Source organism: Shewanella sp. GutDb-MelDb, assembly GCF_002836075.1.
GTDB lineage: Bacteria > Pseudomonadota > Gammaproteobacteria > Enterobacterales > Shewanellaceae > Shewanella.
This window is the reverse complement of record NZ_PJBM01000159.1, coordinates 1-12812: the sequence shown is the minus strand read 5'-3', so window position 1 is coordinate 12812 and position 12812 is coordinate 1. Positions and strand designations below refer to the sequence as shown.

Here is a 12812-nt window from a genome sequence, read left to right as displayed (position 1 = left end):
AATAAAGCGCATTAGCTGCAGGGGTATTGGCTAATACTACGCCAAACTCCTCGCCACCATAGCGACCAGCGCAATCGGTTTCACGCAAAGATTTATTAATTAAGTGAGATACATTCTGAATCACTTTATCGCCAGCCTGATGGCCATAGGTATCATTGATCACTTTAAAATTATCAATGTCTAGCATCACTAAAGTGGTTTCATCGCCGTAGCGGCTGTTACGGTCGAACTCTTTTTGCATGCATAACTGCCAGTGACGACGATTATACAGTTGAGTTAACCCATCTATCTGGCTTAGCACTTCAAGGCTCTCATTGACTGCTTTAAGCTGCAATCTGTTGACGGCAACATCCGTCACATCATAAACAATCATGCTTAAATGGGTCACTTCACCTGTCAGTGATGACAACGGCAATAACGTGACATTCTGATACATGAAATCAGCGCGGCCAGTGATGGGGCGGTAATTTTTAAATTGGAAAACAAACGGTCGTTGTTCCCAACTAATAAATGCACGATTTTTAAGGAGGAATACTGATTCCATTTTATGCTTAAGCCACTTAGAAGGTAAGTACTCAAACTGCTCAAATAGGTTCTTGCCCTTAATCGAGTTGGGTGACACACCACTGTGGTTTTCCATAAAACCATTCCACAGCTGGATATTGTAATCTTGATCGAGTACGACTAAGCCCACTTCAATGGTTTGCACCATATCAATTAGCCAGTGGAGCTCATTCATTGCGCTTAGATCGTTTGCCATCTTATGATCCATCTTAATCTAGCAAGTAGCCGAGCTTATAATTAAGCGTGGGCAAAGAGTCTTCAGTAAACAACAATAGTAAATCACATTGAATGTCATGATCTTCAATACGATAATTAATTTCCATTGCCAGCGTGCGTTCCCATTTGTCAGCATTCTCATGAATGAGATCATTGGCTGTACAGTGTCGGCCAAGCACCACGGGATGGCTTTGGCTGAACTTCATATGCAGTTGCTCAGAGATCCCATTGAGAAAGGCACCGATAAGTACGTTGCCCGTATCCATCATGACCTCAAGCTCAGTATTTTCATCTTCGGGATTTTCAAGCTTCATCAGCTTTGCCATGTCTTGAAAAGAGGAGTCATGGAATAGCAGCAGTGCTTCGCCTGCGATGCCAGCGCCGATAAAACCTTGGCATAGAGCCGACACGGTACCATTTTCTTCCGTGGCTTTAAGCGTCATCGTCAGCTCGCTAACCTCGAGTACATTGACGTTGGGGATAGGCAGTAATACAAATACGTTGAGTAGCTTTGAAAGTAGATCCGCTGCACGACCCATAGCGACGTTAGCGACCTCCTGACAAGCATCACGTAAGTCGACCTCAACCATGGGGTTTTGTGTTTGGTTTTCGCCAACGGCGAGCTCTAAGATGCCGTATTCCTGCAGAATATGGCTAATAGCGTCAACGCTAACGGGTTTTTGAATAAAATCGAGCGCGCCGAGTACTTTGACTCGTTCATGAGCTTTTATTTGGATGTCACCAGAAACAACAATGACGAGCGCAGGAAGATCTTCTCTTTGAATTGCTTCAAGCACTTCATAGCCATCCATAACGGGCATGTTCAAATCTAGAAAAACAATCGCGCCTTTACCTTCGCGTATCGCATCAATCCCTTCGGCACCATTAGCAGCATAGGTGAGTTCTACGTCCCACTCTTTTGGCAGGGTTCGCGCCATCTGCTTTCTTGCGAGCGCAGAGTCGTCACATATCAGTACAGGGAATGACATTATTATTCTTACGTCCTAGTTTCGTGCAAAATCAGCTATTTGTTATTATTTTTAAAGCTCAATTATCAATTCGATAACTTATATCTTTATGAATATAAACATTTTTATTAAAGTTTTACCTATTCACTCAGATTTCTAATAGTTTGCTACGTTAGTCGCTACGTTGCAATTGAATTAGTTTCTTATCAATGTCATAAAACGGGCGTTTTAACTAAACTTGTCGCTATTTAGACTGATTATTAGCCATCAACTCAGAATCAGAAAGCGACATTTATTTGACGATAGTCAAAATTTAAGTGCATGTTATAGGTATTAACGATTTATGCCAAATATGTTAACTTGATCTTCTGGACAGACCAGTGCTAAGAAAAAGGATTTGAAAATGAGCAATAATTTAGTCTGTGTGAGAAAAGAAGAGGGTATTGCTTACGTGTCTCTAAATCGCCCAGATAAGTATAATGCTTTGAATTATGAGCTTTTTAAAGAAATAGATACCTGTATCAATAGCCTTAAAAAGGATAAAGCACTGCGAGCGGTCATTCTGTTTGGCGAAGGACACAGTTTTTGTTCTGGGCTCGATGTGAAGAGTGTTAATCGTTCGCCATTCGATGCTGTGAAGCTATTATTTAAACTGCTACCTGGCAATGCTAATTTGGCTCAACGTGTTTCTATCGGCTGGCGCCGACTGCCAGTGCCTGTTATCGCCGTGCTTGAAGGCGTTTGCTACGGTGGTGGTATGCAAATCGCCCTAGGGGCAGACTTTAGAATTGCAGCGCCAGAGTGTAAATTGTCGATAATGGAGGCTCGTTGGGGGTTAGTGCCTGATATGGCTGGTTTTGTTGGGCTTAGAGAGCTAATGCCTAAAGATCAAGCGCTTATGCTAACGATGACGGCGGATATATTGACGGCTGAGCAAGCACGGTCTTTCAACTTACTGACTGCGGTTGAAGCCGATCCTATGGCTGCAGCGATAGTATTAGCCCAGCGATTGATACAAACATCTCCCGATGCCAACGCGGCGATTAAGCAAAGTATTCAAAAAAGTTGGAGCGCGCCCATTCGGCAATTACTGCGAAGAGAGTCGTGTTATCAAGTAAGATTGCTTGCTGGAAAGAATCGAATTATTGCGGCAATTCGGCATTCAAAAAGTCCTCAGAAAGAGTACAAAAATAGACAATCTGGTTGGTAGTTTTTATTAATCACTCAATTTGTGATCCGCTTCACAAATTGCTGTGAAGTTTGTATCGCAAGCGGAGGCATATTTTACACTTTTGATTCTTAGCTTAATTTATGGGAATAAATGATTGTGCGCGAACTTTTTGAACGGTTTTTATGGAGTAGCCGACTCTCGGTGATGGTTGGTGTGTTGTCCTGCATCATTGCGGCATTTGTGGTGTTCGCGATGGGGCTTAAAGATGTGGTTCATATGCTGCAACTTATCTGGGGCTACGTGTTTAGTGGCAGTCATGCTATCCGTAACGACTTAGTGATGGTCGTGGTAGAGATTTTAGATACTTTTTTACTGGGTTCAGTGTTGTTGATTTTTGCTTTTGGTTTATATGAACTATTTATCAGTAACTTGGGTGAAGCGAGTAAAAGCGAAGCTGGCGGAAAAATCCTAATCATTAGCAGTATCGATTCCCTTAAGAGCAAGTTAGGCAAAGTGATACTGATGATGCTTATCATCAAGGTCTTTTCATTCTTTAGTGAAATGAAACCGACGACTAGCTTAGATCTGTTGTATATGGGTGTGACCGTGGTATTAATTGCCTGGTCGCTAAAACTAAGTAAAGACTAAGACAATTATGCAGAGCCTATCTATTCGGATAGGCTTTATTAATCCGCAATGCGAACCCTTCGATAATTTTACTGCCCCCGCTCCAACCTTCTTTATGCTGTAGATCAAGTAAGATCTTATATTGATGATATCTAAAAGGTGCATTTTGAGGCGAAAGATCAAATCGACTTTGCTGGGTAGCAAGTGAGGCGGAGGTGCCATCTCTAGACTGAATATCGAGAACTGGAATGGTCAGCTCTGCCAATTGAGCTGCTAGTGCTTGGTTTTGGCTGGGATTGTCATTATAGGGATTGATGATAGCGAGCATATCGGGCATGGGGAGCTTATTGTCTTTGAGCAATTCGATGATGATACCGGCGCTGTCGTCACTGCTGATCAACAAGCGTTTGCCCTGAAATTGCTTACCTAGGTTATCGAGCTGCGACATAGAGCTAATGAAAAAACTCTGCTGTCGTTGAATATTAAGTGTTTGTTGTTCTTCACTAAAAACCGGCATGGCTTGGGTGCTTTGTTGGCTAAGTTGCTTTTCCCCTGCGTTGGCGACATGCACAGCTTGTGTGGTGTAATTGGGCATGCCTGGTCTTTGCGGTGGTGTAATGGCTAATGTGGCCCAACCCGCTTTGTTTAGTTTACGGCGTAAGTAAGCGGTGAAGCCGCCTTCGTCAGGGCTGAGGCCTAGTCCTGGAACAATAATCGCTAGTCCTAATTTTTTCTTTCCTTGCCAAGGCCTCAATAGAACAGGGTAATCTTGATCATCAACTTGGACATAGTTGATTTCATTTTCTGGCAGGTAACTGAATTTTGATGTCGAGGCTAAAGTGGTAAAAGAGACCATTGATATTAGTAGGGCAAAGGCGAGCGCAAGTCCGCAAGAGGCAACGCTTAAATGACGATGGTACATACGCGAGAAACAACCTTAGGGCACAATAGTAGGGGAATAGGCTAACGGTGTTAGCCAGTATATCGTAAATAATAACCGCAGTATAAACCTTGCCCGCTATAATTCTATCTCGCAGAAAATATAGCGCTAGAAATGAAAAAGCCCTACTTTAATAAGCAGGGCTTTGGTCAGCTGAAGCTAATGATTAGGTTAAGCGTGGCTAACTAACACCAAGCGAACTGCATCAAGCTGAAGCTGGCTACCATCCAAGTAGCGATTTAGTTCACTCATTTGTCCACTGAGATGGGTTAACTCTTCCTCACGGATATTTGGGTTAACCGCTTTAAGTGCTTTTAGTCGCTCAAGTTCACCTGACAGTTGTTGAGTCATTTTTTCACGAGCGCTTTCCGTTAGCAATTTCAGCTCGGCTGCAGCAAAGGTCTCAGCTTTAGCAAATAACGGATGTAAAATCGCTTGCGATGCGGTGACTAACTTACTGGCAAGATGACGATTAACAGCGCTTAATTGTCTATCGAAGCTTTCGTAAGTCACATTCTCTGACAAGTTATTACCATTCTTATCGAGTAAGATACGAATAGGTGTCGGCGGCAAATAACGATAAAGCTGGCTCGATTTTGGTGCAGAAGCATCAGCCATATAGATAAGCTCTAAGAAAATAGTGCCAGCGGGTAATGCTTTGTTCTTTAGCACTGCCACACTCGTGGTACCGGTTTCTGACGAGGTGATTAGATCTAGCCCAGTCTGCACTATCGGGTGTTCCTGAGTGATTAAGGCGATATCATCTCGAGATAGTGCGATATCACGATCGAAGGTAACCGTAATACCATCTTCTGGCAAACCTGGATAGGTCGGGAACATCATATGTTCACTTGGGCGCAGCACAATGGCGTTTTCACCACTGTCTTCTTGCTCAACACCAATAATGTCCCATAGACGAATAACCGAACCGATTAAGTGAGTATCTCCGTCTCTTGCCGCCAAGCTTTCTACCAGTTTGTTTGCTCGTTCGCCGCCATGAGAGTTAATCTCAAGCAGTTTATCGCGACCTTGTTCCATGGCCACTTTAAGCTCTTGATAACGCACCTTGGTGTTTTCGAGCAAAGTCTCAAGAATAGATTCATCGCTATTGACTAAGGTCTCTAGCAATTCGGCTGCAAATTCACCAAATAGAATGTGTCCACTTGGACAAGTACACTCAAAGGCGTTTAGCCCTTGGTGATACCACTGCATTAAACGTTCTTGAGCGGTACCGGCCAAATAAGGCAGATGGATCTCAACGTCATTCTTTTGCCCGATACGATCGAGACGGCCAATGCGTTGCTCAAGCAAGTCCGGGTTAAGCGGTAAATCAAATAAGACTAAGTTGCTGGCAAACTGGAAGTTACGACCTTCTGAACCTATCTCACTACAGATCAATGCCTGTGCTCCACCAGTTTCCTGGGCGAAGTATGCGCCGGCTTTATCGCGTTCGATAATCGACATGCCTTCGTGGAATACGGTAGCTTGAATACCTTCGCGGGTACGCAATGCTTCCTCCAAACTCAAGGCCGTTTCAGCTTGGCTGGCAATAATGAGCACTTTTTTGCTGCGATTAGTCTTAAGGAAATCAATTAACCAATCAACACGAGGATCAAACTTCCACCAACTGGCACTGGCACTGTCAAAATCGTGGTAGATTTTTTCAGGGCTGAGTACTTGTCTCACTTTGGCGTTAGTGTCTAAATGTTTGTTCATCATTTCGCTAACGCGAGAAGCGGTAACGTATTGTTCTGGCATCGTCTGCGGATGAATATGTAAGTTACGTGTTGGGAAACCTTTTACCGAAGCACGACTGTTACGGTATAACACGCGGCCAGTACCATGACGGTCAAGCAGATCTTGCAGCAGCTCTTCACGGGCTTGATGACGCTTATCGTCGCTCGCGCTCTCGTCTTGAATAAGGCTAATGCTGTCACTGATATCTTTTTCAGATAACAACTCTGTTAGGCTGGCAATGGCATCACTTGAAAGAGCATCGCGACTGGCTAATCCCTCTGCAGCGGTGGCAACATCTTTATAACTCTCTTCCTCTTTTAAGAAAGAGGGGTAGTCATAAAAACGATCCGGATCGAGTAAACGCAGGCGGGCAAAGTGACTCTGATGACCTAATTGATCTGGGGTGGCTGTCAGCAGTAACACGCCCGGAACCACTTCACTTAAGGCTTCAACCACCTTATAAGCACGGCTTGGTGCATCTTCAGACCACTCTAAATGGTGAGCTTCATCTACAACCATTAAATCCCAGTCGGCATCCAATGCTTGCTCTAAACGTTTTTTCTTCCGTAATAGCTCGAGTGAGCAAATCACCAATTGTTCAGTGTAGAAAGGGTTGTCGTTATCAGCATAAGCCTCAACGCAGCGGTCTTCGTCGAAAACAGAGAAACGCAAGTTAAAGCGGCGCAGCATCTCTACAAGCCATTGGTGGCGTAAAGTATCTGGCACAATAACCAAAATACGTTCAGCGCGGCCTGTCAGCAGTTGTTGATGAATGATCAAGCCCGCTTCAATGGTTTTACCCAGACCCACTTCATCGGCCAGTAATACGCGCGGCGCAAAACGTCGACCTACTTCATGAGCAATCCACTGCTGATGTGGGATCAATCCAACTCTTGGCCCTTGTAATCCAAGGAGATCGGATGTCGCCAATTTATTTCTAAGTAACTGACACTGATAGCGCACACCGAAACGGTCCATGCGGTCAATTTGACCTGCAAATAGACGGTCTTGCGGTTTATTAAAACGAATATTGTGATTAAGTAACGTTTCACGCAGGCTAACTTGCTCGCCGGTTTCGTTATGAGTGCCGTGGTAGGTAATAAGGTTATCTTTTTCTTCAACTTCAGTGACGGTTAAGCTCCATTCGTCATGGCTCTCAACTTTATCGCCTGGATTGAAGATAACGCGTGTTAGCGGGGCTTCTGAACGAGAAAACAATCTATTCTCGCCAGTCGCAGAAAAAAGTACAGTGACCATACGGCCTTCCATACCGACGACTGTACCCAAACCTAATTCAGATTCGGTATCGCTGATCCAGCGTTGACCTAGGGAAAACGGCATTTAAAATTCTCATATACTGGGTGAATCACAAGGGGGCGCGTATGTTATAACAATCCCACACATTTTGAAATTGAACCTACTAATATTAGCTTAATTCTGTTGACGATAGATTATAAATCATTCAGTTGAATAAGAGTATTTTTCTGTGTCATCAAGTTGTCACATTGTAGCGATAATCATGAAACCTTAGCTTACGATTAAAAACCGTACGAGGGCATTGAAGCTTGGCTATATTGGTGGCAGTATGAAGTGAACGAAATGTAACCAATATCGACCATAAAGGAGCTTAATTTATCTCGTAATCAAAACTAATGCACAATTGGAGGCGCCATGGAACAAGACGACAGAAAGTTGTTTGTACTGGATACCAACGTATTACTGCATGAACCTTTGGCTATTTACTCATTTAAGGAGCATGACGTAGTCGTACCAATGACAGTTTTAGAAGAACTGGATCTGATTAAGGACAGAAAGAGAGACGTTAGCCGCGATGCAAGAGTCGCGATTCGAGCATTAGAAGACATTTTGGGCGGTAAGACTACGCCAGAAGAGATCGTTAAAGGGGTGCCACTACCTAGGCGAGAAGATCATAGTGATGCTAATGGCACTTTATCGATTTTCCCTGACCATCAAATTGAATTTACGATGGGCAGCATGCCGGGTGACAGTAACGATAACCGCATTATTAATACCGCTCTATACCTACAAGAACAGCACAAACCTCGCAGTGTGGTCCTCGTCACCAAAGACATCAATATGCGCTTAAAAGCGAAAGGCGCAGGCATTCAATTGGTTGAAGACTATCGCACTGACCAGTTAATTGACGACATCCGCTTTTTAACTAAAGGCTTTCACAAGTTTGACGGCGACTTTTGGCAACATACCGATGATGTCACCACCGAAAGTAACGGTCGCCATACGGTGCATAAGGTGCCTATCGATAAACTCGGTGATGACATTTTCTACACCAATCAATACCTGTTGGATGAAGGTAAAGAGTTCTGTGGCCGCATTATCGAGAAAACCGCAACCGAGTTGAAGTTTTTAGATCTCGGACAAGAACGATTGATGAACCTCAATGCATGGGGGATTAGGCCGAAAAATATTTATCAAGGCATGGCGTTACAGGCATTACTGGATCCAGACATTGATCTGGTGATCTTAACCGGCCCAGCTGGCTGTGGTAAAACTCTACTGGCGATGGCCGCTGCGCTGGAGATGGTGGTGGAACGGGGTAAGTATGACAAAATTATCGTCACTCGAAACACGCCTGAAATTGCCGAGTCGATAGGTTTTTTACCTGGCACGGAAGAGGAGAAAATGACGCCTTGGTTAGCCGCGATTACCGACACCTTAGAGGTGCTGCATAAAAATGATGTTAACCCCAGTGGCAGCATGAACTACATCATGGACAAGGCCAATATTCAGTTTAAATCGATTAACTTTATGCGTGGTCGCTCTATTCAAAACTCCGTGGTGCTGCTGGATGAGTGTCAAAACTTAACTGCATCGCAGATCAAAACCATGATCACGCGAATGGGAGAGGGGACAAAAATGATTTGTAGCGGTAATTTGGCGCAGATAGATTCAAACTATTTAACTGCGGTTACCTCTGGTCTCACTTATATTGTCGAGCGTTTTAAAGATTTTGATGGTAGTGCGAATATTTACTTAAATGGCGTGGTTCGCTCACGTTTAGCGGAGTTTGCAGAAGAAAACCTATAAGCTCAGCAAGCCGTTTTTACCACTCAAAGGCCTCATTTTTATTGAGGCCGTTACCTCTAATCTCACGCTTATATAATGGAACGTTTTAAAGATTTTGATGGTAGCGCGAATGTTTACTTAAATGGCGTAGTTCGCTCACGTCTAGAGGAGTTTGCTGAAGAAAACTTATAGGTAGATCCAGTGTATTAGGATAGATAATATTCAGGGGGGGATCTTTAAAAGTTGATTTTTATAAATACCCTTTAAAATTCAACTGAAATCAGTCGCAAGAAGACCTCAATGAAAATAGAGGTCTTCTTTGCATATCCAGCACATTTAAAATGTGCAATTTGACGATGAACTCCTAAGTACTTCCAAAGCTTAAATACTTTATAGAAGCAAGGTTGTTGGAGTGGGCTAATTAAGATTAAGTTGTCTTAAACTGATCGAGTAAACTCTTGAGGCCTAAAGATAACTGGCTCAACTCTAAGCAGGCTTGAGCCGTCTGCTCTGCTCCGGTTGCTGCCTCCGATGAGGAAGAGTTGATGCTTTCTATACTGCAGCTGAGATTTTCTGTCACCGAGTTTTGCTCGCTGCAAGCACTGGCAATTTGAATATTCATTGCTGCAATTTGTGTGACAGCCTGTTCTATCTCTGAGATCTTCTCTCCTGTTGAGTGGGTTTGCGATACGCAACCACGGATCATCTCACAGCTTTGCTTTGTTGCAACCCCAGCTTCGACGGCGCGCATTTGTAGCTTCTCGATTATCTCAACTATTTGACGGGTGGAGTCTTGGGTTCTTCCTGCTAATGTGCGAACTTCATCGGCGACGACGGCAAAGCCACGTCCTTGCTCGCCTGCGCGGGCCGCTTCAATGGCTGCATTTAAAGCCAGTAAATTAGTTTGCTCTGCAATGCCGCCAATGACATCAACCACCATAGAGATACTCACGGAGTCTTTTTCTAGCAGGGCTACCATCTCTCCAGCATTTTCGATGACTTCTGACACATGTTGGATCTCAATGATACTTTGTTGTACATCTTTATTGCCTTGTGCTGCATGGTTTGTTGCCGAATTTGCTGAGCTGGAGGCATCCTCGGTATTCATCGCAACTTCATTAACGGTTGCTTGCATCTGTTGCATAGCAGTGGCAACCATCGTGATTTCATTTTGCTGCTGTGACATTCCTTGGGATGATTGCAATGATATCGCGCTCACCTCCTCGATTGAAGAACTTAGTTGAACGACAGCACCACCTATCTCACCGACTAACTTTCGCAAGTTCTGCTGCATACTGATGCAGGAGTCAGCAAGTTGTCCAAGTTCATCATTGCCAATTTGGTCGCGTTTTATCTGATAGACAAGATCCCCTGCAGCAATCGCTTCGGCCATGCTCATCACTTCACGCAATGGGTTACGAATTTGTCGTCCAAGGAAGATAGTCATGAGAATCATCAAGGCGAATAATACTCCAACACCGATATAGGTCTTGATGGTTGCGGTGCTGACACCTTCTAGCGTATTGGTGCGGTCGTCTGCGGTGCGTGCCAAATTGATCTCTGTGAGCTTGGTTAAGGCGTCTTGCATCTTATTAAACTGTTTGTAAGAGCTGAGGAGGTATTTATTTGCGCCTGACAGATCATTTTGCAGAACGATGTCGTTGAAACCACTCTGGGCACTGAGGTAATCTTGCCAGTGGCGTCTCGCTAATGTGAGAGCTTGGCGTTCATCCTCTGTCTGTATGTGCTTTTCATAGGCGTCAATCATGTCGGTGACATCATTAATCATATTGTCGGTCGTTTGCATCCAGCCCTTCATTCCGGGATCGCCAATACTGGGAAGAAAGGAGAACTGATCCCGGCGAATGAAGATGGTGACATATTTGATTTTTTCGACTGCTATTACGTTGGGTAACACTTCATCAGTCAGAGATAAAATATTATCGCGTGTGTTGTTCAGTCCCGATATAAATAACATGCAGAGGGCGATTACAGCCACGGCGACGCAGCTAAAGGCTAAGCCGATTTTTTTATTAACCGATATGTTTTTAAGGTTCATCATGATTTGATCACTTCATTCCTTTGGTGTAAAAAAACCTTCGGCAGGGCGAAGGCTGGGTCATAAGATGTCCATGTAATACGTCGAGATGAGACCGTGTTAACCCTTAAATTGGAAGAGGAGCAATTAATCTGGGTGTAGCTAATTGCTTACCTCCTCCGTGCTTGTTTAGAAGTAATAAGCCATGCTGATGTTGAAGCGCTTATCCCAATCATCACCCACTTCAGGCAGGCCGATATGGTCGTTGTTTGCCGTTGAGAAAGTCATGTTCTTACCCATGATGAAGTCAATCTGGGTGTAAGTAGGACCAGCGGCAATGGCCGCACCTAGTACGTTCTGCATGCTGTCATCGTAGGTGACATCGGCAACATCTGGCGTCATCAGACCGAAGTCATTGTAGAACTTTACGCTACCCCAATCGGTTGGAATTGTTTTTGCTAAGTTGACACTGTATACCTGTGCCTTAGAAGCAATTTCATACTGCCAGCTGACCACTGCGATGGCTATTTTGTTGTCATCTGCGCTATCAGCGGCATCATATTCATACTGCATAGCTTGAAGTTGTAGGTTCCAACCATGGAACTTGCTGTCAAGACTAGCCGCAAAAGCGTATCTGTCGCCATTGTTACCCGTTTTAGAGTTATAGATCTGACCAACCTCAACTGAGCCACCAAAAGTAGTTGATCCGCCTTCGTGCTCCATGGTGTAGGTTTGGCGAAGGTTAAGCTGATTGGTCTCTTCGTTGTTATATTCGGTACCGTTGATAGTGCCGGTATACAGGTCAGCTGCGTACTGTTTGTTTTCGCTTGCTGCATATTCGGCGCTCTTGTAGAAGGCCATATCAGTGTGCCAACCATTTTTCTCAAAGGTGGCTTTTGCACCAATATCATAGTCGTCTTCAAAACCAAGATAATAAGGAAGGCCGAACCAGTAGCTGTTAGAGATATAACCTAAGTTACCGAATGGAACTTGGTTAATACCGAATTGAAGTTCCCATTCAGGATTTAAATTGTAGAATGCATAGCCATATTTAATATAGTTAGTATCGGCAGTAAAACGATAATCCGACCTTAAACCCCAGTCACCAAGTTTACCGTCGAATCGTAGAGATGCCATGTTAAAGGTCATGTCACCCCCTTTATCTTTTGAACTCTCACTGTAGTCTTTATATGAGTAGTTAATACGCACGCCACCGTGAATATTAATACCGTCTTCTTCATCCGCAGCAACGGTGTTAAAGCTACTTAATGCAATAGCGCTTGCAATAAGAGAGATACAAAACGCTCTTTTAGTTTTCATCATCATTATATTCCGATTGTATTCAAATTTTTTAGTGCTTAGTTTGCACTTATATGAAAAATTGTTTTTTACTTATATAAATCAATGTGGGTAATTAAATACAGGCAAGTAATCCCCCCCGGTCTAATCACCGGTTATATTTAATTCATAAGCTCCGTACAGGTTCGACATCCTTTTCGGATTGCG

The 12812-nt window shown here is 43.8% G+C and carries 9 protein-coding genes; 3 read left to right on the top strand and 6 right to left on the bottom strand.

Going from position 1 to position 12812, the window contains the following annotated elements; all coding sequences use genetic code 11:
* Both CXF82_RS06975 and CXF82_RS06970 read right to left on the bottom strand, forming a co-directional pair.
* A partial coding sequence (locus CXF82_RS06975; protein WP_102043916.1) for a sensor domain-containing diguanylate cyclase occupies positions 1 to 760 on the bottom strand: 760 nt, incomplete at its 3' end.
* A 13-nt stretch (positions 761 to 773) separates the two neighbouring features.
* The gene (locus tag CXF82_RS06970) at positions 774 to 1769 is read right to left on the bottom strand and encodes a response regulator (protein WP_102043915.1); all 996 of its coding nucleotides are present in this window, start codon (positions 1767 to 1769) and stop codon (positions 774 to 776) included.
* 382 nt (positions 1770 to 2151) lie between these two features.
* Between CXF82_RS06970 and CXF82_RS06965 the strand changes: the two genes are divergently transcribed.
* Positions 2152 to 2958: a crotonase/enoyl-CoA hydratase family protein gene (locus CXF82_RS06965; RefSeq protein ID WP_102043914.1), complete on the top strand. Its 807-nt coding sequence runs from the start codon at positions 2152 to 2154 to the stop codon at positions 2956 to 2958.
* Positions 2959 to 3069: 111 nt separating this feature from the next.
* Complete coding sequence (locus tag CXF82_RS06960; RefSeq protein ID WP_101089877.1) at positions 3070 to 3567, top strand: YqhA family protein; 498 nt, start codon at positions 3070 to 3072, stop codon at positions 3565 to 3567.
* 16 nt (positions 3568 to 3583) lie between these two features.
* Here CXF82_RS06960 and CXF82_RS06955 read toward each other — a convergent pair whose 3' ends face one another.
* Both CXF82_RS06955 and rapA read right to left on the bottom strand, forming a co-directional pair.
* Positions 3584 to 4468 (bottom strand): DUF3530 family protein, encoded by an 885-nt coding sequence (locus CXF82_RS06955; RefSeq protein ID WP_102043913.1) that lies wholly within the window; start codon positions 4466 to 4468, stop codon positions 3584 to 3586.
* Between the two features lie 189 nt (positions 4469 to 4657).
* Positions 4658 to 7564 carry an RNA polymerase-associated protein RapA gene (gene rapA, locus CXF82_RS06950; RefSeq protein WP_101089879.1) on the bottom strand — a complete coding sequence of 969 codons (2907 nt, stop codon included), beginning with the start codon at positions 7562 to 7564 and terminating at the stop codon, positions 4658 to 4660.
* A gap of 330 nt (positions 7565 to 7894) precedes the next feature.
* Between rapA and CXF82_RS06945 the strand changes: the two genes are divergently transcribed.
* The gene (locus tag CXF82_RS06945; RefSeq protein WP_101089880.1) at positions 7895 to 9289 is read left to right on the top strand and encodes a PhoH family protein; all 1395 of its coding nucleotides are present in this window, start codon (positions 7895 to 7897) and stop codon (positions 9287 to 9289) included.
* A 406-nt stretch (positions 9290 to 9695) separates the two neighbouring features.
* Here the strand turns inward: CXF82_RS06945 and CXF82_RS06940 are convergent, their stop codons facing one another.
* A complete protein-coding gene (locus tag CXF82_RS06940) occupies positions 9696 to 11330 on the bottom strand; it encodes a methyl-accepting chemotaxis protein (RefSeq protein WP_102038866.1) in 1635 nt (544 codons plus the stop codon).
* Positions 11331 to 11495: 165 nt separating this feature from the next.
* Positions 11496 to 12632 carry a hypothetical protein gene (locus CXF82_RS06935; RefSeq protein ID WP_102038865.1) on the bottom strand — a complete coding sequence of 379 codons (1137 nt, stop codon included), beginning with the start codon at positions 12630 to 12632 and terminating at the stop codon, positions 11496 to 11498.
* Between the last annotated feature and the right edge of the window lie 180 nt (positions 12633 to 12812).